This is a genomic window from Amylibacter marinus, assembly GCF_030160015.1.
GTDB lineage: Bacteria > Pseudomonadota > Alphaproteobacteria > Rhodobacterales > Rhodobacteraceae > Amylibacter > Amylibacter marinus.
Genome location: NZ_BSNN01000001.1, coordinates 136,142 through 159,458 on the forward strand (window position 1 = coordinate 136,142; position 23,317 = coordinate 159,458).

Sequence of the window (23,317 nt, forward strand, 5' to 3'; positions counted from 1 at the left end):
GGGAGGATATTTAATGGAACGTCGTAAATTTTTAACTGGTGCCGCTATCGCCGGTGCCGCAACATCACTGGCAGCGCCCTCTGTCGCGCAAGGCAAAGTGGAAATGGCCATTGTTTCTACTTGGCCACGGGATTTCCCGGGTCTGGGCTTGCCTGCACAGCGTCTTGCTGCGCGCATCCAAGAACTGTCAGATGGTGAAATCGAGGTAACATATTTCGCAGCCGGTGAAAAAGTTGGCGCATTTGATTCATTCGACGAAGTTGCATCTGGTAACTCTCAGGCCTACATCGGCGCAGAATACTACTGGAAGGGCAAACACCCAGGTTTTGCACCGTTCACAGCAATTCCTTTCGGCCTTACGGCCTCTGAAATGGATGCATGGACAAAATATGCTGGTGGCCAAGAATTGTGGGACGAGCTGTCTGCCGAATTCGGAGTAAAGGCATTTGCCGCGGGTAACACCGGTGTGCAAATGGGCGGCTGGTTCAACAAAGAGATCAACTCTGCGGATGACCTAAAGGGTCTGAAAATGCGTATCCCAGGTTTGGGTGGTGATGTTATGTCTAAATTGGGCGTATCACCTGTATCTCTTCCTGGCGGTCAGATTTATGAAAACCTTGTGTCTGGCGCGATTGATGCGACAGAGTGGGTTGGCCCATACAATGACTACTTCATGAAATTCTATGAAGCTGCCAAATATTACTATTTCCCAGGGATGCATGAGCCAGGCGCACAATTGGCCTTGGGCATGAATGCCGCATGGTGGGGTAGCCTATCCAAGACACATCAGGCAATCATCGAAGCCGCGGCAAACGAAGAAAATGCCCGCACAATGGCTGAAACCAACGCCAACAACGGTGCGTTCTTGAACAAATTGATCAATGATCACGGCGTTCAACTGCGCGAATTCAACGATGATGTTTACGATAGCTTCGGCGAAGCGGCCTCAGAAGTCATCGAAGAAGCGCGCGATCACTCAGAGCTGTCTGCGCGTATTTTTGATAGCCACCTGAAGGCACGTTCGGAAATCGGCGCATGGACTGCGCTATCTGACACTGCTTATGTGAACAAGCGTAACAACGTCTTGAACCGCTAATACATTAGCACGTAATAGGCCAAGGCAGGTAACTGCCTTGGCCTTTTTTCATGGCCAACGGGAGGAGGGGACGATGGTTTCGACAACAGTCCAAAACACAGGACTATTTTCAAATCCTTTGTTTATACGCAGCTTAGGATGGGCAAACCTTTGGGTAATGTTTGCCTTTCTGTTTAATAATTTTGCGACCTTCTGGGGTGGATTACCTGGCGCTGGTTTTGGCAATGGTGCGATTGGAATCCTTCAGGCGCTCTTGTATCCAGCGGCAATTGCCTTGGCTATTCTCTGGACTGTGCGGCGCCGAACGGTGACCCTGCGCCAAGACAGCTTTCGAATATCTGACATGAACGCGGCTTTTATCCGCGCATGCTTTTGGATCGTGCTGTTGATCGGTGCGGTTGATACGGTGATTTCTTTCCTTAGGGTCGAGGATTTGCTGATCGGGTTGGTTGGCGAGGATATGGGCAAGAACCTTGGACGTTCTCAGTTTCGTGGCCCCTATGTCCATTTCCCACTGATGATTTTGGGTGTGATTTTGGCTATGCGCACCAAAACGTTGGGATTTCATTGGCTTACGCTAATGATTGTTGCGGCAGAGTTGTTGATCGTGGTTTTGCGGTTTGTTTTCTCGTATGAGCAGGCTTTTATGGCGGATCTCGTGCGGTTCTGGTACGGGGCGCTGTTCCTCTTTGCCTCTGGTCATACATTGTTAGAAGAGGGTCATGTACGGGTCGACATCTTCTATGCAGGTTTGCAGGAAAAAACCAAAGGTTGGGTGAATTCGATCGGTACTATTTTCTTTGGCCTGTCCTTATGCTGGATGATCTTATTGTTAGGCATGGCGCAAAAAGCCTCGATCATAAACAGCCCTCTTTTGAATTTTGAAACAACACAATCGGGCTTTGGCTTGTATGTAAAATATTTGATGGCTGGATTTCTTGGCGTGTTTGCCATTTCGATGATGATTCAATTCGTCAGCTACCTGATGGGCGCGGTTGCAGATTACCGCGGTGAAGAAGGTAAATATCGACCAACCGGTTCAGGAGCGCACTAATGGAACTGTTCTTTCTTCTTCTTTTGATCGTGTTGATGGCTGCGGCATTAGGCTCGGGCTATCCTGTGGCCTTTGCATTGCCGGGTGCTTCGATTCTGACATTGGTATTGGCTGGTGTTAGCGGGTATCTGTTTACAGGGAATGCATCTGAATTTTTCACCCAAGGAGACGCGATTACCTGGCTAAGCTCGGGGAATGCCAACCTTCGCGGGGTTTACTGGGAACCGGAACGAGACACCCTGATTGCCATCCCGTTGTTCATCTTCATGGGCATTATGTTGCAACGCTCGAAAATAGCCGAGGATTTGCTGATGACCATGGCCAACCTGTTTGGCCCTGTGCGCGGTGGATTGGGGATTTCGGTGGTGTTTGTGGGTGCACTGTTGGCGGCAACCACTGGTATTGTGGGGGCCACTGTTGTGGCGATGGGGCTAATTTCCCTACCTGCAATGCTGCGCAACAATTATTCGCAATCTTTGGCTACGGGCACCATTGCGGCCTCTGGTACGCTGGGACAGATTATCCCGCCATCTATTGTATTGATTATTCTGGCGGATCAGCTGGCTTCGGCGGCTGACCAAGGTTCTACTATTCGCAAAGCATTGCATAAAGTGAGTACAGGCGAACTGTCGATGCCGTCTAGCTTTGATGTTACATCGACCTCTGCGGGCGAGATGTTCCTGGGGGCGTTTATTCCGGGCTTGGTCCTGGTGGTATTGTATATGATCTACATCTTGGTCTATGCCTTCTTTAGACCATCGGCAGCACCTGCTGTCCCGTATACAGGCAAATATGACCGCGCATTTGCGGCAAAGGTTTTTGTATCCTTGGTACCACCGCTGTTGCTGATTTTCTTGGTACTTGGGTCGATTATGTCAGGTGTTGCTACTGTGAATCAGGCCGGGGCCATTGGGGCTGCGGGCGCGCTGATTATGTCTGGCTATCGCTTAAAAGATGGTGAAAAGGGCTGTTATCACCCAGCGATTCTTGCGGTGGTTAGCTTGGTCGCGATCGGCGTGATCCTCGCAAATTTCGATACAAATATCAAAAGTATCGACACTGGTCGTGATCAGTTCGGTATTGTTTTGGCAACGATTGCATCACTGGGTCTGTTAACCAGTATTGTATGGAGTGCTGCGCGCGCTCTGAAGATCGAAAACACCCTGCAGGGTGTGATGATGGAAACATCCAAGGCAACGGCGCTGGTGTTCATTATCCTGCTTGGGGCTGCCATTCTGACATCAGCGTTTCGTGCCTTTGGTGGTGAGCATCTGGTTAAGGAATTTTTGGATGGTCTTGCCGGTGGCTTTTGGTCAAAATTCATTATCGTAATGGCGGTGATCTTCATTCTTGGGTTCTTTCTGGACTTCATCGAAATCGCAGTAGTTGTTGTGCCGATTGTTGCCCCCATCTTGTTGGCTGACCCAGAGGCGAATGTTACCGCTGTATGGTTGGGGGTGATGATTGGGTTGAATATTCAAACCTCTTTCCTAACGCCACCCTTTGGTTTTGCGCTGTTCTATTTGCGTGGAATAGCGGATGCCTCCGTAAAAACCATCAATATGTACAAAGGTGTTATCCCCTATATCGGGTTGCAAATTCTTGCAATGGTGATCGTGGCCAATGCCCCACAGTTGGTAAACTACCTACCAAACCGTGTGGCGCTGTTGTCCGAAAATTCACCGCCCCCCCGTAACCCAAAGCTGGCGCATTGTGTGGATCGGTATGTATCAGAGCAAATCGCCCTTAACGGCAGCAAAATTGTTGCCGGTGTCGAGGCTGCGCGTGCGGTTGACCTAGGCATTCTGCCAGCAAGTCTGCAGAAATCTACGACCAAGAGCTTTGATAATGTCAGCGTTGCAATACAAGAGCTACGCGATGCCGAGGCTATCTCTCAACAGATTGAAGCTGCTGCGGATGATTTCCGCCCCATACATAAATCTGTGCGCGCCCTAGAGCGCCAGATACGTCAGGCTGATGCAGAAATCGAGGAGTTGGGTGCTGAGCTGAAGGGCGGGGACTTGTCGGAACGGATACAGGAAAAATTCACCAAAAAGATAAGCACCCTAGAGGCCCACAAAGCAGATCTTGAATCTCAAATTCCCTCGGATTGGGCCGAGAAGCTGGCTATGTTCCGGGATCAACAAAAGGCCGAGCAAAACGCCTATCGCGCCTATGCGCGCTCTGCGCAATCTGCCTATCAACCGGTTGCGGAAACCAATGCGATACTACAAGCGAATGATGCATTCTTTGCTCTAGAACAATCGCTGAATCAGAGCGTTGGGTTGGTTGCAGAGAATGACCCCGAGGACATGATCGAACCGCTTGGTGATCTTAGCAAACGGTTCTCGGCTGTTGCCGGTGCCGATGAAATAAAATCGGCGGTGTCTAAAGCACGCCGCGCATTAAAATCGCGCACTCCAGATAAGGCCAAGGCCCAAGTGCAGTTAGAAAAAGCGATTTTGGAATACCTGTCACAGAAAGAGTGGCGCGCGGTTGCGGGTGCGGAAATCTTACCAAAGATGCTGGCATATGAGGATACGATGCGAAATACCGTGGGCATTCGCGATCAAGCAAAAATGACGCGCGAGCAGGCGTTGTACGTGGCGTCGTGCCAATCCAGCCATCGCGATGTATCTTTGAATTTCTAGTCTGAAGTCCCCCGTTTGCGCGGGGGATTTCTGTGCTAGTGCACCTTTAACCCAAAGTTTATGGAAATTTTAATATAATTTTTATAGGCCAAAGAGATCAAAAGGGTGAAAATTTGGTTGGCTCGCAGTCCTAGACACGCAGAGAATGCGCCCAACCTAATTCGCTTGGCACTGTCCCAAACCTGCCGACCACACTTTTGCGCCTCGGGGTATTTCCTAAAGATAACCCCGGGGCATCCTCTTCTTTTACTTAGTCAAACCAATTAATAAACGCGGTTCCGCTAAGGGCCATATTGAACCTACTTCACCATTTAACCTTAAGTGACCTAGAGCATGAACAGGGTTGAAAAATTTTTTTAAAAAAGATTAGAAATGGCTTGCATAAATCCCGCCAATATCGCAAAACGCGCCTCACCAGTGCCCCTATAGCTCAGCTGGTAGAGCAACTGATTTGTAATCAGTAGGTCCGCGGTTCGAGTCCGTGTGGGGGCACCATTAAAATCAATCACTTACATAGAAATACACCGTAACAAGCTTTCGCTTAGCTACTTTTTAGCTACGCAAATCGCGTGTTTTTGGGTGATTTGTTATGTTCAGCTATGAAGCCCAGTTTTGGCGCTAAAGGTTTTGGTCTGGGTGCCGTGAATCATAATCTTGGTGAACATGCGATAGTTCGGCTGATTTATGAGACTGTCTTGATCAATCTGCCCCAGCTGCTTTGAAAGCGCTGGAGCATCAGTTGCACCGCATCTGAAAATACACAAATTCCCAACATTCCCGAAAATAGCATCACAGATGGGCGTTTCGATAGCTGACAGATATTGCCCCGCAAGTACGAGCCCCACGCGATATTTGCGCAGCTCACTGAGCATCCCTGCAATGGTTTTAGTCGTGAAACTGGCAAACTCATCCACATAGACGAAATACGGCCTGCGGCGGTGTTCTTGAATGGTGTCGCGGGTCATGGCAGCGTTGGTTATCATCGAGAGGATGAGGCCACCTAGAACCTCAGATATATCACTTCCCAATCGTCCTTTGGACAGGTTGATGATGAGCGGTGTTCCTTCGTCCATCAGCTTTCGAAATCGGATGGGCTGTTCTGGTTCACAAAGTACTTTGCGTACCACGGGATGTGAGAGAAATACCCCCAGCTTGTTGGCAATTGGGGCCACCCCGTCCATCGCATTTTTGTAGTTCATATTCGTATATTCATCGCGCCAGAATTTCAGGACTTCTTCATCACTCACATGTTTCAAAACCTGCGCCCTGAATGAGCGTTTGGTGAACATCGGCACGATGTCTTTGAGTGTCGAACGGGGCCGCGACAATAGTGCAAGGATGGCATAGCGCAGGCAATGCTCCATCCTGACACCCCATGCATCTGACCATTGCGATTTAAGCGCATCAATGATGCCAGAGGCAACCAGCGGTCTGTATTCCTCGGCAACATAGGTCAGCGGGTTGTAGCCACAGGTGTTTTTGGGGTCAGCAATGTCCCAATACATTGCATTGCTTGGCAATCCTTTCTGAACCGACTGCGCTAAATCTCCGTGCGGGTCGATGATACAAAAACCTTCGCCACGTTTCATATCCTGCGCCATCATATTGCGTATCAGCGTTGATTTACCTGTTCCCGTTTGGCCAAGGATGAACTGGTGGAACAAGCGGTCTGAGCGGTAAATACCGAACGTGAAGTTGCCACGTCGATTGAGCGCTTCACCGATAGTAGTAACAGGTTGAATGAATGGATTTTGCATCACGTGATTGTCGCGTGTTAAGCGGCTTGACGATAGCTGTCCTCAGTTGGGGTTTCTGGTAATTCAGTGTTACTTTGACGAGATCGAATTGCCTGACACAGAGCCGCGTATTGATTTAGTTCTGCGCAACAGAGCGTATCGTGAATACCCTCAATGTCTTGAAGTCCCAACTCAGTGTAGCTTCGAAAAGCGTCTGGGACTGGGTCACCTAAGAAGACAGCCAAGGCTGAAAGTGCCTCAGAAACCCAATTTTTTGTTGTCAGCTCAATGTTTCGGCCAGAAATTTTACGGTTCGAGTATAGAATCTCCAGAAACTGCCGCTTTTCATCATCATTGGCCAAAGAGTATGTAAAATAAGGGTTTTTGAATAGTTCGACTAATTCGGTGGCCTTGTGGACAATAGTCTCAACTTTATTCGTTTCCTCAGCCTTTTCATCGATCTTTTTTTCTTCAAGCAGTAGCTTGAAATGCCTTTTCTCATAGGTCTCTTTATCGATGGTTCCACTGATCAACGCGTCGAGTAACTTCTCTTTTTTGGCCTCGATGTCCTTAATGCTAGCTGCTTGTAGGCCTCGATTGTTGGTTCTGGTAACTGAGGGGGTCCAGTTGCGGATATTTTTCTCAATCAAAGTCGCAGCGTCCGCAGTAACCTTTAGTCGCTCGAGCTGGCGGGTGACTGCATTTTCGATAACCTCCTCTCGAAGAGTTGCGGATGGACAAAGGCTAGTGTGGCATCGGTAGTATACGAAGCCCTTCTGCCGTTCGGCTATGAAGCGCTTCCCGCAGTCTGCACAACTAAAAATACGCCTAAACCGATGGCTATATGTAACCCTTTTTTTTACATACTTCCCCGCTCTAACAGCGGCGACTTGATCAAAGGTGTCAACAGATATGAGCGGCTCGTGAATCCCTGAATAAGTCTTTTGGGTACTTTGAATGTGCATCAGGCCAATATAAAACGGATTGCACAACATTTTTTCGATCATTGTCTTGCCAACTGGTCTACCTTTGTCACCTGTCAGCCCGATTTCATTTGCGGCTTGCACCAATGAATTAAATGAGTGTTCGCCTGACGCGTACAACTGAAAGAGCTTTTTCACCAGCGGCCCCTTTCGGGGGCAAATAGTCTTTGCCTTTCCGCGCCCATTATTTACGTAACCAATCGGTGCTTTGAAGGGGTACAAGCCCTGCTTAAGTCGACCATTCATTCCCTTGCGCGTCTCTTCCCTAAGGTTCCGAATATAGTCCGCCGCAATCACTGCCTGAATGTCTGCGGTAAGCCTTCCACCTCTTGAGGTGAAATCCACGCTCTCGGCCGCAAAATGGACATCTAAGCCTGCGTCAGACAAATCTCCGACTGTGGCCCAGTCTCGCAAGTTTCGAGCAGAGCGGTCGATTTTGTGCATGATCACGCCCTTGGCTTTGCCAGTCTTAAGGGCTTTGATCATTTCAGTGAATAAAGGGCGGCCTTGTTTGGCGGCTGTTTCTTTCTCTTCGAACCACCGAGAAATACTCAGGCCTTGGTTTAAGGCATAGCGTTCGATGGCTTCCCTCTGGGCTTCCAGCGAAACACCTTCACCCTGTTTGACCGTTGAGACGCGGATATACGCAAAATATTGATTGTTCATATATGTTATTGATTATCTTCGGACTCTACCAAATCTTCGCCAAGAGTCGAATCTGGGTCATCGGCCCATGGCCATGATCCTTCCCGCTCCATACGTTCATACATGCGCTGACAGAGCGCTAAATATTGTTCTAAGTCTTTGTTCATAGGCTAGGAATTGTAGCGGTGCAGTGCCAGCTGAAATAGCTAGCTCGAGTTGCGGAAGGTGCAAATGCACTTTGAGCCCGTAGACCTCAAATCTCGAAGGGGTCGAAGTGCATTTGGATATGAAACTAAGGGCATCTATGCATGTCGATTTGAGTGGGTAATATACTGCTTCAAGGGGGTATATCAGGCTCTGTATCAGGTGGCGTTAGCCACTTTTTGATTGCCTGACGCATATCTGATGCAGTGCCTGATATGCAATTAGGTGCAGGGATGAGAAACGCCAGTTGCAAAAACCGCAACTGGCGTAGTCGTTACTGGGTTCGAAATATTCGTATACTGCGTAGTGGATTATTAGTTAATCAAATCAATCCACATGAACATAAAAGAAGTAGCGGCAGACCTTCGGTATTGTCGCAGGGAAAGTGGCTTATCTGGCGCGGATGTCGCTCATTTGCTGCATATCACCAAATCCCGCCTCTCGCGCATTGAGACGGGTGCGTCATCGCCCAAGCCAAGTGAACTGTGCGGGTTCGCCCTCATCTATGGCAAAGACTTGTTCTCGATGTTGCCAGATGTCTCTGGCCGTATTGCCACGGAAGTGCACGGGCGGCTTTCGAACATCCCCGATGCGCCGAGCAACTGGAAAGCAAGCAAAACACGGTTTCATTTCCTTAGCGACCTTTATCAGCGCCTTGATCGCTTAATCCATCATCATGAGGATGCTTAAGCCCAAGACAATGGCCATCGCTATAGCATCGGGCAAAGTCGGCTATGTGTTGATGCGCGGTGATCACCTGATCGACTGGAAGATTTCAAGGGCAGCGGCTGAAACGCCAGAAAAAATGCGTGATGTGGTTGCCCATTGGCTGACGCAAAACCGCCCCGAGCTAGTCGTCACCGAATGTATCAATGCCTATTCGCGCAAGTCTGACAGCACCCATGCACTGATTGCGGCTGCACAAGATGCAATTGAGTGCGCAGGGCTCAAACATACAGCCAAGCTTAGGCGACAATCACACGCCAACAAATATGACGAGATTGCGCATCTTGCCGAACGCTTCCCCGCAATCGCACCTTGGGCCCCAGAGCGCAGAAAATTCTACGATCCAGAACCGATCAATACGATCTTGTTCGAAGCACTGAGCCTCGCAGTGCAGGAGTAGAGAGCACCACAACCGTCCTTCGGTTTGTGGATGCGCATCAATGGTGGTGCGCATCCTGAAACTTTGGAGGACAGCAATGTCACAAACACAAACCATTTGTTCTTTGAATGATCGTTTTCGCCAAGGGGATATGAATATCCAAGGCAAAATACTCATCACCAGCGGTCTTAATCACCTCTTGTCTGAACAAGACCGTGAAGCGTCTGATCTGCTCAAAAAGGTGCAGGACTATTCCGACTTCGATGAAGACAGTGATCCGTATGGCGAGCATGATTTTGGAGCGTTTCTGTTTCTTGGTGAAAAGTGCTTTTGGAAGATCGACTACTACTCACCTGACCTGAAATGGGGCGCAGAAGACCCGTCTGATGCAAAAAACACCATGCGTGTTCTGACCATCATGTTGGCACAGGAGTATTGAGCGATGGGATTAGATCAATGCGCCTATACCCGCCCTGATGACCAAGAACCCAGCGAAGCGCCTGCACAATTCATCTGGCGCAAACACGCCAAGCTACAAGAGTTTATGGAACAACTTTATGTTGAGCGCACAGGCAACCCAGCCGATGAGCTGAATTGCGGCGAGTTGGAGCTGCTGACCGAAGATATCGAACAGCTAAAGCAGCTTGTCGAGCAGGACGAGCTACCAACAAGCGCTGGCGGGTTCTTCTATGGGCACCAGTTCCAAGACGAAAGTGCAGCTGAATACCGCGACCAAGACATTGAGTTTTGTGCGTGGGCCTTTGCCGAAATCGACATAGGCAATCGCGTGTATTTCTCTTGTTGGTGGTAAGTAAAAAAGCCCCAGCCGAAAGGTTGGGGCTTTATCAATTGTAAAGTCTTTCTAGACGTGATTCATTACATCCTCAACGGATGTTGCTTTAACAAATTTTGCAGGGTTATCTTTGGCTCGAATGGCTTCGAAATGCTTTTCACCGCATTTGATCTTCGCGCCTTCCAAGTGTCGTAAATCGTCCCACCAGCCGCTGCTTTTGGTCTCAACAACAAAGTACAACTTCTCTGATCCATCTTCCTCGATCAGCACCGCCCAGTCAGGATTATATGTGCCTAGCGGTGTTGGGATTTTGAACCATGCTGGCAATTTGGCATATACTTTTACCGCTTCGTTCTTTTCCAAATCCTCTGCGAATGTGCGCTCTGTGCCAGCGGAATCATAAACCACATATTCATGCACGGATTTTTGAACCTGAAGCGTGTTTTTTAAGTACCCAGTGAGCTCTTCAGACGCGAATAACTCTTGGGCGTAACAGTCTGCATCACCAAGTCGCTTGTAGCTAATTCCATCAACCAACGCCAAGCGTTTTGTGCGATTTATGGCTTCCGCTGACTGATCGATGAATTGCTGAGGATTGCGTTTGAAGTCTTCGATCCTGCGGCTTTCGCGCAAAATTTGAACAATACTTCCGCGTGTCAGCTGCGTCTTGTCCTGCAAGTCTGTGATGATATCAGGAAGGTCAATGTCGTTTTCTGAAATGGAGGTGAAACCTGAAACAGCGGTTTCTTTTCCTTCAACGCCGCCCTGCCCAATAGCAATCTCAGCTTTCCTGAATTGAGCGCGGGTTTTTGAAATGGGTGCGCTGTCTTGGATAGATTTCGCGCAATCCTCAATCAGCTTGTCGTTATCAAAAGCCACGCGATAGGTCGTTTTGTGCTTTATCCGATCCCACAAGGCCTTGAATGCTTCACCGCCCAAAATAGCCTCGCGGGTTGCAATCGTGTGGCGTTCATCTGCGTTTTTAATATCAAGCTTTCCTGCCAGTTTCTTCAGGATGTCGGTCACGTCATTCTGGTGAGCGGCAAACTCTTCAGGAAGCGCAAAACTGCCATCTTTCAACACGGTACGAAGCGCGTCCTGAACTTTACCCTTGTTGTCGATGTATTCATTGTCTTTCAAGAAGGTCCAAATCGCCTCGGATGCATCCACACCAAGCGCCTCCTGCTGGCCATTCTCACCCTCGATGCGAATGGCGGCAAACTGATCTTTGTCGACAACACCAAAACGAATGCCAGTATCTTTTTCGATCTCTTTTTGAAGTTTGTCGGCAAACTCTTCATAGCTTTCATTGGCGATAACTGTGAGGATATTAACGTTATTGTCGCGTATACGTTGGCCATCTTGATTAACACTCAAACGCAAGCCACGACCAATTGTCTGGCGGCGCTCGCGTTCTGTCCCAATGTCACGCAGGGTGCAAATTTGAAAGACGTTCGGGTTGTCCCAACCTTCCTTCAGGGCTGAGTGCGAGAAGATGAATTTGAGCTTGGTGTCAAAGCTCAAAAGTTTCTCTTTGTCCTTCATGATGAGGTTATAGGCGCGTTCTGCATTATCACGGTTGGCTTGATTGTTTTCAGCCGTGTCTTGCCATTTGCCTTTTTTGTCGATTGAGAAATACCCCTCATGAACCTCTTGCGGTTCAACGCTTAAATCCACTTTTTCAAACAAAGTTTGGTAGGCTGGCGATTTGGCGAGCTTGGCATATTCCTCTTCAAACATTTGGGCATATTTGCCCTTTGTTTGGTGCCCGTCTTCGTCATAGGCGCGGTAATGTTCCACCGCATCGATGAAGAAGAGGCTGAGCACCTTTACCTCAAGTCCTGCGGCCTTGAACCGCATCTCTTTATCCAGATGCTCTTTGATGGTTCGTTGGATCATTAGGCGTTTTTGTGCGTCTCCGCTCACACTTCCAACAGCTTCGCCAACGCGCAGGGTCTGGTCGAGTTGTGGGCCTTTAACTTGCATCGTGTCGTCGCGCACATTGATCTCGCCGATGGACATGTTTTCGTAGATTGCGCGATTGGTAAGCTCTTCCAGATCATCACCGTCTTCAACGGTCAAAATCTCGCGCTTGATGTTCTTGCCGCGCTGCACGTCAAGCTCAGCCTTAGCAGTGATCACATTCTTGCGGTTGGATGTCTCGATCAGCTTCACATATGGCTTGTTGTGGCCACCTTCGACTTCAAGCGATGCAACTTCGATCTGTTTCACCAAACCGCGCTCATATGCATCCACCGCGTCCAGACGATAGACCATGTGGTGCTTGGCAACATGGGTGGCAGAATAACGCAAGGTGCAAAGCGGAGCCATTGCATCCAAGGCTTCGCGGCCTTTTCCTTTTCCAAGCGCGCCATCAACGGATTGGGGTTCATCTACGATGATGATCGGGTTAGTCGCTTTGATCAGGTCAATCGGCTTCTCGCCGCCTGTATTTTCATTTTCTTTATAAAGGTTGTTCACGTCCTTTTTGTTGATCGCCCCAACGGTCGTGACCATGATCTGAATGTTCGAGCTGGTCGCGAAATTGCGCACTTGGCCCAGCTTGGATGAATCATAGAGGAAATATTCATAACCTTTGGCCTTGGGATAAAGCGCCTCAAAATGCTCGCGGGTGATCTCCAGCGTTTTGTAGGTTCCTTCCTTGATCGCCACTGATGGCACGACAATCACGAATTTGGTGAACCCATATTCACGGTGCAGCTCAAACATGGTGCGCAGATACACATAGGTTTTCCCCGTTCCCGTCTCCATTTCGACCGTAAAGTCGCCAGACGCCAAGGTGCCAGAGGGCGCAAGCCCATTATCAAGCTGCACGGATTTGAGGTTGTCGTGAATATCTTCGTCGATCAGTTGTAGCTTGTTCCCCACGCCGCGTTCGTTTTCGACCAAGCCCAAAGAAGCTTGAGGGCCGCTTTCAGGTTGATAGGTAACGGTGAATTCAGAGCGTGAAATTTCTTGGCCCTTGAACAGATCAACCACGGATTTGATGGCGCGGAGCTGATAGTCAAGATCGTCTTCAAAATGGAGTTTCATCTTTGGCATAGTGTCACGTCTTATAGGCTGCGCACATGGGTGATGCCGTTCTGTTCCAGAATGGCGACCATGTTTGTCTTGGCGACATTGTCATTGTTAAAGGCGCTATCGCGGAAAAAGACATGGGTGTCCGCTTCGGGATCAAGCTCTTTTTGCCACGCCAGAATGCCTTCCGCCACGAGCTCGATCTCATCAGTGCTCAGCGATGGATCAAGGCAAGCAAACAATACACCAGCCCCGATAGAATAGATGGTTTTGCCCGCAACTTCGCGGGTTTCAATCGGCACGGCCAAATCAACCCCGCGCTTGAGCAAGAGCTCATAAAGCAAGTCTTGTTCGGTGCGGCCTTCGAGCAAATGTTCCTGATGACTCAGCAGTGTTTCCTCTAAATCCGTGCGATCAGGGTTCCAAGCGCGAATGTTGGATTCAGCGAGTTTGAAGACTTTGAAGCCTAAATCGCCCTTATAGTCGGGGTTTTCATCCTGAATTTTGTTAGCGGCTCGGCGAATGCGTTCTTTCGCAAGATCAGAAATAGTTAAATAGCCAGCGTCAAAAGCAGCGCTGCCTTCATCAGTTTTTTCAGGTAGCTGCACTACAATTGAGGAGATAGTGGAATTCTCTCGACTATTAAGATCCATCACTGCGTGGGCCGTCACCCCTGAGCCTGCAAAAAAGTCTAGGACAATCATCTCGTCATCTCTGACAGATGCTATTAATTTCTCGATTAACTTCCTTGGCTTTGGGAACTCAAGTAGGCCTTTTTGCCCCAGAAGGGTGCGTAGCTCCTCCTCTCCATCTTCATTTGATCCCCAACCGTCCGCAAAAAGGTTGCTAACATTAATCTCTTTGAAAGAGGCATCAGAGTCATCCCCCACTCTAGGGAGCAAATCCTTCAGGGTCTTACGTCTAGGATCTTTTACAATTCTTCTTAAATACAAGTCTTGTGTTAAATACAGCTCACCATTTTCAGCGAACTCTTTCATTGCTTCTTGTTTATAGCGCCAGTTTCCCTCAATTATTAATTCTTCCGCAAGCACGCCGTCTCTTACGACGAGGTCAGAATGCAGAATTAAATCCATGGTACTCGCTGAGATAACAGAGCCTTTTTCCAATCTAAAATTCTTTTCTCGATATTTGCTCAAAATGCCAGATGGAACTATTATCTGAGAGCGCTTATTGGATGCATTAATACAAGGGTAGGTTTCTTCACTGGAATTAATTTCTCCAATTAACCCATTAAATTCATGAGCGTTTTTGCAATACACGAGCACATATTCTTTGACGCTAGTTATTGAATTCGATAGAAAAGTGCCCTTCTTCTTTTTTTCCCAAACCAGACATGAAACAAAATTTTCAGAACCAAATATTTCACTACAAATTTCTTTTAGCTTTTCTTGCTCATTGTCATCTATTGAAACAAAAATTAGCCCATCGCTGCTGAGTAGATTCTTGGCCAACTTCAATCGCGGATACATCATGTTGAGCCAGTTGGTGTGCTTACGCCCACCTGTCTCAGTGTTTGAGGTCAATTTCAGACCCTGTTCACCTTTTTGGCCCGTATATTTCAAATAAGTGTCCAAATTATCCTGATAATTGTCAGGATAGACGAATTCATTGCCCGTATTATAGGGCGGGTCGATATAGATCAGCTTGACCTTGTTGGCGTAGCTTTTTTGCAAAAGCTTCAGCACCTCAAGGTTATCCCCTTCGATAAATAGGTTTTGGGTTGTGTCCCAATCCACGCTTTCATCGACGCATGGCAGCAAGGTGCCCATGCTTGGGGTCAAGGCGATTTGGCGCGCCTTCTTCTTGCCATGCCAATTCAGGCCATATTTTTCTTCACCTTCATCCAAAACGCTGGCATCGCCCAAAAGCTGGCGCAACACATCAAAATCCACGCCGTTCTCGCTGAATGCATCAGGGAAAAGCTGTTTCATATGCTCGATATTCTCGCCGATTAAATCTGCGCTTTGGCCGTCTTTTGTGGTGATGTTTTTCATGATATTTCTTTGCGTTCGTCTTTTTCTTATAATTTGAGGTACTGATAAATTATCGCATTGAGGATTCTAGTTTCATAATAGCATCTTTGCGCGTCTTAATCTCGGTATTAAGTGTGATTTGTTGTGCCATTTGTTTTGTCTTCTTTAGCTTAGCTTTGAGCTCGCCAATCTCGCGGGTCAGGCGGTCGATCTCGTGCAGATGTTCGATGTTATTTTCAGTGCGCTCGGGCGTTGCCAATGTATAGTGCCCAGAGCGTTCGGCTGCAATCATCGCGATAGTGCGATCCCGCAATGCGCCGTAAAACGCCATAAAATTGGTGAACGGCAGGCCAGATATGTGACACTCCGCCATGAAGGCATTGGCTGCTGTATCATCAGTGCTTGGGTCGAACCATTGTGTCAGCCAGCTCTCTTCGACCACCCATTTGGATTTGTCCGCTTGGTTGATACGCTTGTCGGCCACGCTAATGGCGATCTGCGGCCCGTGCGCCATCACCAGAAGCGTTGGATAAGGGATGGCCTTGTGGATGAAGCCTGCGATGCGTTTGGCGCGATCAGGTTTGGCAAGCTCAACGCTCAGGATTGCGACCTCGGCATATTCGCGGGTGTTGTCGGCAAAGGCTTCGATATTGATCGTGGATGGCTTTAGCGTGTGCGTCCATTTGATTTTGACGACATCGTCCTTGAGCGCCTTCTTATCGGTCACGTCCAGATCAACATTGTCGGACAGCATTTTCTTGAAGATGGTGCGATCCAGCTCGCAGGATTTGGGCAAGCCTAGATTGTCGAGAAAGGTTGTGATCATGATGCGCCCTTAATGATGAAGAAGCTCACCACTTCGAAGTCGTTTGCACCTTTGATCTGATCTTGGGCGATGGTTGTGCCGCCGCGACTGAAGAGACTTTCAACGCCTTTCTCTTCGGACTTACCGACAATGCTTTCAATCGCCACATCCAACAAGGCGCGATAGGAGCTCATGTCTCGCCCGTTCTTGGTTTGCGCGTCCACCAAGGCGACCGCTATATCATCGGGCACGGTTTTGGCTGCGCCCAGTTTTTTCATGATATCGAGGCTTTTCTTGGCCTGAAGGTGGTTGAACACCACTTCACCCGTTTCGCCTACATAGACGACGAAATATGGCGCGAGAGCATAGCTTTCTTGTGTTTCAATCTTACCGTTTATGTCACGAAGGCAAAAGATCGTGCCAGCCACGGCTTCGGGGATCTCTGGTTGCACGGATGCGTAATAGCCTGTGGGCGTATTTTCGAGTGTCGACAAATTGTCCTTCATGAAGGATGACAAATCCATGCGGAAGTCATTGAGCGTCATATCGGTGATCGAAACGCTTCCGTCCATATCCTCAAGGTCAATGACGCTATCTTGCAACTGCTCCATCTGTTTGCGACGATATTCTAGATCGTTCATCTGCTTCTTTTCGTCTTGCTCGATGACGTTCTCTTCACCAGTCGCAGAAATATCCAAAAGCACCATGCGGCCGCTCACCCGTGCTTCGAGATTGATATATTCGTCCAGCTCCATATTGGGCCAGAAATTCGCCAGCTGGATTTTATCGTTGGTTGAGCCAAGACGGTCAATACGACCAAAACGCTGGATGATCCGCACGGGGTTCCAGTGAATGTCGTAATTGATGAGCATGTCGCAATCCTGCAAGTTTTGACCTTCTGAAATACAGTCGGTTGCGATCAGGATATCAATCTCTTCGCTGGCTTCAGGGGCAACCTTGGCACGTTCCTTTGAAGTCGGCGAGAAATTGGTCAGGATGGAGTTGAGGTCTTTTCGGATAGTGCCAAGAGTTGATTTGCTTCCTGATGAGCCCGTCACCAATGCAGAATGCACCCCAAGATCGGCACCCCATTGGTGAAGGCTGTTGTACAAATAGGTGGCGGTGTCGGCGAAGGCCGTGAAGATGATGACCTTCTTATTGCCTTCATTGATTGGCGACTTGATTTTTGTCGCGATCACACGCTTGAGCTCAGCGAGCTTCGCATCTTTCGCTGCTGAAATTTTCTTTGCCTCACGCAAGAGCTCGGCTAGTTGATCGCGGTCTTCTGAAAGCTCCTGTTTCCAGCGTATCAGGTCCAAATCCTGAATGAGGACTTTGACCTTATTCCCAATCAAGAAGTTTTCAAATTCGGGTGCATCAGTCTCGATGTCTTCGATATTGAGCTCTTCAAATTCACCATCTTCGTGGGCTTCAATTTTGGTCAGTAGATTGTCGATTTGCCCATGTATTTTCTCGACTGTCAGCGCGAATGAATGGATTGAGCTCTCCATGCGCTTGAGCAAGTTCACACGCATCAAGTGAATAAGGCTGCGTTCACGGTCGGTCTGCTTCAAGACAGACTTACCACCACTTACTTCTTGGTCATATTTGCGGCTATATTCTTCTTTTTTGTCGCTGCGCACATATTCAAGGGGCGCGTAGGCCGCAAGGTTGAGCCTTTTAATGGCGCGGTTCACTTCTTTGAGCGGTGGGAACGCGCCTGACGTGTCTATGTCCGCTTTCACATTCATAGGCTTCAGACGTTCAGGAAATTTCCCGATCTCTGAAGTGTCGTAATATTTTTCGATATGCTTTCGTGAACGTGCTATTGTTAGCAAATCCAGCAGTTTGAAATACTCAAAATTGATCGTCTCGAGCAGCGCTTCTGTTTTACGTTTTTCTGCTGGCAATTTAAGCCAGTTGTTAAAATGGCGCTGTGCGCGGCGCAGGGTGTTGTCGAGGCTGCTGATGCCATTATCGCCAAGTGCTCGGTCATTCCCTTCAGTGATGAACGCCACTTGGTTTTTCAGATCGTTCATTCGATTGTTCACGGGTGTCGCAGAAAGCATGAGCACTTTCGTTTTGACGCCTGCGCGGATGATCTGATCCATCAGTCGTTGATAACGAGTGATCTTATCCCGCTTGGTATCATTGTTACGGAAGTTATGAGATTCATCGATAACAACGAGATCGTAATTCCCCCAGTTCAGCGTCTCCAAATTTATCTCGCCCGATGTCCCCTTGGTGCGGTTCAGGTCGGTATGGTTCAAGACGTCATAATTGAAGCGGTCACCAGCCAACAGATTGCGCTTGTCGTTGATTGTGTAGACGGTCCAGTTCTCACGTAAGCGCTTAGGCGCAAGTACCAAGACGCGGTCGTTGCGCAACTCGTAATACTTAATAACAGCAAGTGCTTCGAAGGTCTTACCCAAACCGACACTATCAGCGATGATACAGCCGTTGTGCCGCTCGAGCTTGTCGATTGCTCCAAGGACCCCGTCCTTTTGGAATTTGTAGAGTTTATTCCAGACAATCGTGTCTTTGAAGCCAGTCTTGGATCGAATGATGTTCTCTTCATCAATTTCTTCGATCATGTCTTTGAAGATATTGAACAGCGTAATAAAATACACCAACTGCGCGGGCTTTTCGCTGGCGATTGTTGTAAGGTTTTCCAGTAGCTGGGCTTTCACATCCCGCAGCGCTTGGCGGTCGTTCCACAATGTATCAAACCATGAGACAAGCTGCTTGGTTGCTTCTGGCTCTTTTACCGCCATGTTCATCTCATAGGTTTGGGACTTTATTGCTCCCAAACCTGACGCAGTGAAGGTTGAGCTACCCTGAACAGCCAGTGGAGTGCTACCCTGAACGCAGAAGAGATTTTGCATTGCGGTGATTGGAGTATTCAATGCACGAACGTCAGCCTGCGACTCTAGCCACACTTTCAGTTTGGCGGCCAACCATTTTTGATCGAGGGATGATTTGACTTTTTGCTCGGCCTCACCCCCAACGAGGTCCTTTAGAAGGCTACCCGAAAAATTCGACAAAATCAGGCGACTGCCTGCTGAATGATTCAGTTCTTGTCTTAGAGCTGCATAACCAAAGACTGACATTGAACACGTTAAGATCGACAACACACAATCATCGTCGATGGCTTTCTTGAGTTCGGCTAAGACGTTACCTTGGCTTTTATTGTCGAGCAGCATGCTTGAAACAGTTTCCCCAAATATAGCTTTTTGATCTGCGTTAGATTTTTGCACTTCTTCATTATACTGAGGCACAGAAGAAAAGCACGTTTATATCTTTGTTCCCAATCGTTTATCTAGTGCTTTGTATGCATATCCTGTCGATGCGCTTGGCTCAAAACCAATGGTGCCTTCAGTTTAAGCTCGGCTTTTATCTTGCTAAGCCCAACGTCATACATCGCCTCCATCCGCTCAACTGACTTCCTGTCCTGTTTGCTGGTTTTCGGGTGTGTCCCACGCTCCGCTTCCAGCACCCAAAATTTGTAGCGCGGCCCATCTTCTGTGAGATATTCAATCCCATAGATTTGGTCTGGTATCAGCGTCTTGGTGAGGGTTTTGCCTGTAGTGGGGTCTTTGAATGTGACAGGGCAGCGCAGACGTGTTTGGGCGCGTTCAAGTACCTTCCAACCTTGGATGTAGTTACGGTCAGTTGAGCGGCGGCAGTCAATCTCAATCTCAGCTGTGATTTGCGCAACCATCCGCTGGTGCCAGAAGGGGCCACCCGCTTTATGCACCCAATCTGACCAGAGCCCTGCTTCTTTCAGCGCTTTCTCACCTGCTTTGCTGAGGCCATAGATGATTTGATTGTATCGCGCATCGATATGCATGAACTGCTGCTCAGGGCGCGTGAGGTAGGGCTTGCCGTGGGTATTGTTTTCTTCGTTGAACAAGTCCGTTAGACGATTCTGAGCACGACCCTTGTTTTGCCCACCTTCTTCTGAAAACGCCAAAATCTCACGGGTTGACAGCGGCCCATGTTCATGGATTTTCTGCATCCATAGAAGGTCTCGCTCTGTCAGTCTGATACGCTTACCCGTTGACTGGGGCTTCATCCGACTGCGCCGACCAAGACTGTCTTTTGCTTTGCGTTCAACCATCACCAATAAGGCGTGGGTTCATCAGGGTCTGCCTGAGCATCCACGTCCTCCGTTCGTTTGGTCTCGGTTCCATTCGCTAATTCTGAATAATGTACGGCATGATTGGTTCGCATCCGTTTTTGCAGAGCTTGGCGCTCTATGACAGTCATCTGCGGCAACTTCTCCATCAAGCCGAATGGAAACTGCAATGGCACGGCCTGCTTGGTCACGCCGCGTATGTGAGACGCAAATGACCCCTTGCGTTGGCGCTCAATTAGTGAGGGTTCGCAATACATCTGTGAAGCCATCGTTCGTGCATCCTTTGCAGATACACCACCTGCAAATTTGATGGATGTGTTGGCAGCAAAACTGTCTGCCAAGGCTGGTGAGAGCTGCCCCATATACTGATGAGCTAGCACCATCCCCACATTGTATTTGCGGGCTTGGCTAAGAATGGTGGATACATTGGCATCGAGATAGTCAGCGGCTTCGTCAATATACACAAATGTCGGGGTGCGTTCACTGTTTGGCAGTACAGCACGTTCTTGGGCAGCTTGTGCAATGAGTGCGATGAAGAAGCGCCCGAAGATTTCAGTGCCGCTTTCTTTCAAAAGGTCTTTGGCGGTGTTAATGAGGATGACCTTGCCTGCGTTCATCTCATGGAATAAATCAAGCTTTGACTCTGGGTGCGAAAACATCCGCTCAAAGGTCTGGTTCTCAAGAATGCCCCATAGTCTGCGCAAAACCTGTCTCTTGGTCTGTTCAAATTCTCGACTGGTAAATTCAGTCTCAAAGAAATGCTTGGCGCTGCCTGAAAGCTTGGCAATGTCATCTGCAAATTTGATATGTGCGTCTGGCTCCATCAACTCGCGCAGGGTGTGAATTGTTGCATTGGGTATGTGCAGCATCAACCGCGTGACATAGCGAAAGATGACAGATTGCTTTTGCGTCATCTGGGCATCAAGCAAGGTGCCCAACACAAAGTCGTAAAGCTCAAGAATGCTGTTGGTCAGCCGTTCGCGTTCTAAGGGCGCATAGCCAGACAGACGGTCTTGCCCCACATCAAACAGATTGAGTGATACGGGATATTCAACATCTGTCGGGTCGATGATGACAATGCGGTCATGCAGTTGACCGCCTTCGGCAAAGACCGCAAGGTTTGATATATTGCGAATGAGGTCGCCTTGGCTGTCGAGTACAACAATGGAGCGCTCACCACGCGTTACCGAGCGCAAGTCATTGGCGATGAGATATTGCAGAGTCTGTGTTTTGCCATGCCCAGAACCTGCCAGAATGTGATGATGTTCAAAGCGGGTTTTGGTGGGAATGGTGAAGTTCAGCTTGCCTGAGAATAGGTCAGCAAGCGGTGTGCCACCGACATAGGTTTGCACCAGTTCGTTCGCGTCTTTGATATCGGACTTGTTGGCATATTTGGGGGCGCGATTGAATGCGCTTGGGTCATGCGGATTGCCACCAGAGGCCAGTATCAGCTTCACCTCAAGGGTGGATGTCAGGTCTTCAAACAAGCCCAGCTCTTTGAAGTCATCATGGAAGACAAAACCTGCCAGTTCATGCACCAAACCCCCAAGGTCACTGATGTTGTGTATGAGCTCAGACTGAACACGCAATCCATCACCCAAGCTGCTTTCAGGCACAGATGCCCACAGACGATTGAAGCAGGCGGTCGCAAGGTCGGTCAGCCGTTCGAGTACAAGGTCGAAGTTTTCGGCTAAGTTCTTTTGCCGTTCCAAGAGCGTCTTGATTTCCCAAACCTTAGCGGTTGGCAGTGTTGGTTTCTCTTCAACAAAAGGCAGCTCAAACAGGTTTTCGAATTTGAACAGGCCCATAACAAAGTAAAAGATGCTTTGAGTGCGGTCTGCATCGTCTTGTGCGGCCATGCGTTCGGTAACCGAGGCGCTGATGCGTTTGGCGACTGCCACGCGACCACCTTCATCCGCAACACCATGGCGCTCAAGCAAGGCCGCAACCTCGTCATACAGCGCTCGCAGCTCTCTCCCTTCCTTCGACTGCCCCATGCCACTTAACATGGCATGAAGGCGTGGGCCTAGGTCAAAGACCATATCAAAGCATGGGCCCCGACAGGATGAAACGCTTGGCTTCTTCTGGTGGCATAGGTGTGATGGGCCGTGTTTCCTGACCATCCCAATGCTTAGCGCTTTCCACCACTTGGCGGAAATAGTTAGTGATGGATTCAAGGAAGGCTTCTTTACGTGCCAATTCAATCACAGATTTGCACTTGAATTTACGACCATGCAGCAGGTCTTTGACATAGATGGTTTCGCGTTTCTGGGTGTAGTAGATATATCCGCAAACGATGCCGATGAGAACGGCTGCGCCGAACACCATCATCGGCGAATACATCCGTGCTGAAAAAGCAAAAATGTTGACGGGCACAACCGCGACGATGGCAATCACAAATGAAATGAGAATTGAGTTACGGATGAGCTTGGGCTGAACCGCTTCAATCAGCATCGCATCTTTCATCTTGTACTTGTTGATGAGCGCGTTTTCTTCGCTGTCTGGTTCAATTTTGGCCCAGAGCACGAAATTGGTTTTCTGATGATTGTTGGTTTTTTGCTCTCGCTTGAATAACAAATCCATAAATTTAATCCTCCCTAAATAATCATGCACTGATTGAAATACAGAAAACCTAGTCGCGTCAATATGTATGCCTAGTACAGTAAGGGTGGGTGGTGGGTTTATATAGTAAAAAACTGTATGAAGTCAGGATGTTGAGGAACGACTAACTGCGCAGCTATGTGAGGCAGTGTGTCGTGTTGTTGGCACATAGCTTGAGGGAAAACTTGCATATACAGGGATGCACATGACTGCTAGTGTGAAACGAGGTAATTGGGTGAATTGCAACTTAGATGATATCTTTGATAAAATGAGCACTACGACATATGACTGACAAAATAAAATTTGACTTAGAGCATTGCTATGGAATCGGTAAGTTCGATGAAGAACTAGAGTTCAAGCACAAGGGCTTTGCAATTTATGCCGCCAATGGTGTTGTCTAGCCCCCAATTTCAGTTCCACAAATTTGCGGTTTCTCCAATAAGGTTTCTGGCGCTGGTGGGCGCATACCAAGA

The 23,317-nt window shown here is 48.6% G+C and carries 17 protein-coding genes and 1 tRNA gene; 8 read left to right on the plus strand and 10 right to left on the minus strand.

The features are described 5' to 3' along the window. Positions 1-13: 13 nt before the first annotated feature. The 4 genes from QQL62_RS00685 (at position 14) to QQL62_RS00700 (ending at position 5,296) form a co-directional block, all read left to right on the plus strand. On the plus strand, positions 14-1,096 hold the full coding sequence (locus tag QQL62_RS00685; protein WP_284375160.1) for a TRAP transporter substrate-binding protein: 1,083 nt from the start codon (positions 14-16) through the stop codon (positions 1,094-1,096). A gap of 73 nt (positions 1,097-1,169) precedes the next feature. Beyond that, positions 1,170-2,150 (plus strand): TRAP transporter small permease subunit, encoded by a 981-nt coding sequence (locus QQL62_RS00690; RefSeq protein ID WP_284375163.1) that lies wholly within the window; start codon positions 1,170-1,172, stop codon positions 2,148-2,150. After that, a complete protein-coding gene (locus QQL62_RS00695) occupies positions 2,150-4,801 on the plus strand; it encodes a TRAP transporter large permease subunit (protein ID WP_284375165.1) in 2,652 nt (883 codons plus the stop codon). The genes QQL62_RS00690 and QQL62_RS00695 overlap by 1 nt, the downstream gene beginning before the upstream one ends. A 419-nt stretch (positions 4,802-5,220) precedes the next feature. Continuing rightward, positions 5,221-5,296, plus strand: a tRNA-Thr gene (locus tag QQL62_RS00700). Between the two features lie 98 nt (positions 5,297-5,394). Here the strand turns inward: QQL62_RS00700 and QQL62_RS00705 are convergent. The 3 genes from QQL62_RS00705 to QQL62_RS00715 are packed head-to-tail and all read right to left on the minus strand — an operon-like array spanning position 5,395 to position 8,332. Further along, positions 5,395-6,558 (minus strand): type IV secretory system conjugative DNA transfer family protein, encoded by a 1,164-nt coding sequence (locus QQL62_RS00705; RefSeq protein ID WP_284375167.1) that lies wholly within the window; start codon positions 6,556-6,558, stop codon positions 5,395-5,397. Between the two features lie 17 nt (positions 6,559-6,575). Next, a complete protein-coding gene (locus QQL62_RS00710; RefSeq protein WP_284375169.1) occupies positions 6,576-8,186 on the minus strand; it encodes a recombinase family protein in 1,611 nt (536 codons plus the stop codon). Between the two features lie 5 nt (positions 8,187-8,191). Further along, positions 8,192-8,332 carry a hypothetical protein gene (locus QQL62_RS00715; protein ID WP_284375171.1) on the minus strand — a complete coding sequence of 47 codons (141 nt, stop codon included), beginning with the start codon at positions 8,330-8,332 and terminating at the stop codon, positions 8,192-8,194. Between the two features lie 373 nt (positions 8,333-8,705). Between QQL62_RS00715 and QQL62_RS00720 the strand changes: the two genes are divergently transcribed. The 4 genes from QQL62_RS00720 to QQL62_RS00735 all read left to right on the plus strand — a co-directional run bounded on the left by QQL62_RS00720 (position 8,706) and on the right by QQL62_RS00735 (position 10,285). Then, a complete protein-coding gene (locus QQL62_RS00720) occupies positions 8,706-9,059 on the plus strand; it encodes a helix-turn-helix domain-containing protein (protein ID WP_284375174.1) in 354 nt (117 codons plus the stop codon). A 10-nt stretch (positions 9,060-9,069) separates the two neighbouring features. Further along, entirely contained in the window at positions 9,070-9,495 is a 426-nt protein-coding gene (locus QQL62_RS00725) for a hypothetical protein (protein ID WP_284375176.1), read from the plus strand. Between the two features lie 76 nt (positions 9,496-9,571). Next, the gene (locus QQL62_RS00730) at positions 9,572-9,913 is read left to right on the plus strand and encodes a DUF3768 domain-containing protein (protein ID WP_284375178.1); all 342 of its coding nucleotides are present in this window, start codon (positions 9,572-9,574) and stop codon (positions 9,911-9,913) included. A gap of 3 nt (positions 9,914-9,916) precedes the next feature. Then, the gene (locus tag QQL62_RS00735) at positions 9,917-10,285 is read left to right on the plus strand and encodes a hypothetical protein (protein ID WP_284375180.1); all 369 of its coding nucleotides are present in this window, start codon (positions 9,917-9,919) and stop codon (positions 10,283-10,285) included. A gap of 51 nt (positions 10,286-10,336) precedes the next feature. Here QQL62_RS00735 and QQL62_RS00740 read toward each other — a convergent pair whose 3' ends face one another. The 7 genes from QQL62_RS00740 to QQL62_RS00770 form a co-directional block, all read right to left on the minus strand. Then, positions 10,337-13,330: a type III restriction-modification system endonuclease gene (locus tag QQL62_RS00740; RefSeq protein WP_284375182.1), complete on the minus strand. Its 2,994-nt coding sequence runs from the start codon at positions 13,328-13,330 to the stop codon at positions 10,337-10,339. Positions 13,331-13,341: 11 nt separating this feature from the next. Then, on the minus strand, positions 13,342-15,321 hold the full coding sequence (locus QQL62_RS00745; RefSeq protein ID WP_284375184.1) for a site-specific DNA-methyltransferase: 1,980 nt from the start codon (positions 15,319-15,321) through the stop codon (positions 13,342-13,344). A 49-nt stretch (positions 15,322-15,370) separates the two neighbouring features. Then, positions 15,371-16,126 carry a DUF4391 domain-containing protein gene (locus tag QQL62_RS00750; RefSeq protein WP_284375186.1) on the minus strand — a complete coding sequence of 252 codons (756 nt, stop codon included), beginning with the start codon at positions 16,124-16,126 and terminating at the stop codon, positions 15,371-15,373. Next, positions 16,123-19,362 carry a helicase-related protein gene (locus QQL62_RS00755; RefSeq protein WP_284375188.1) on the minus strand — a complete coding sequence of 1,080 codons (3,240 nt, stop codon included), beginning with the start codon at positions 19,360-19,362 and terminating at the stop codon, positions 16,123-16,125. Before QQL62_RS00755 ends, QQL62_RS00750 begins: the two co-directional genes overlap by 4 nt. 62 nt (positions 19,363-19,424) lie before the next feature. Further along, the gene (locus tag QQL62_RS00760; protein ID WP_284375190.1) at positions 19,425-20,180 is read right to left on the minus strand and encodes a replication-relaxation family protein; all 756 of its coding nucleotides are present in this window, start codon (positions 20,178-20,180) and stop codon (positions 19,425-19,427) included. A gap of 44 nt (positions 20,181-20,224) precedes the next feature. Then, positions 20,225-22,252 carry a type IV secretory system conjugative DNA transfer family protein gene (locus QQL62_RS00765; protein WP_284375192.1) on the minus strand — a complete coding sequence of 676 codons (2,028 nt, stop codon included), beginning with the start codon at positions 22,250-22,252 and terminating at the stop codon, positions 20,225-20,227. Positions 22,253-22,286: 34 nt separating this feature from the next. Then, the gene (locus tag QQL62_RS00770) at positions 22,287-22,826 is read right to left on the minus strand and encodes a hypothetical protein (RefSeq protein WP_284375194.1); all 540 of its coding nucleotides are present in this window, start codon (positions 22,824-22,826) and stop codon (positions 22,287-22,289) included. Between the last annotated feature and the right edge of the window lie 491 nt (positions 22,827-23,317).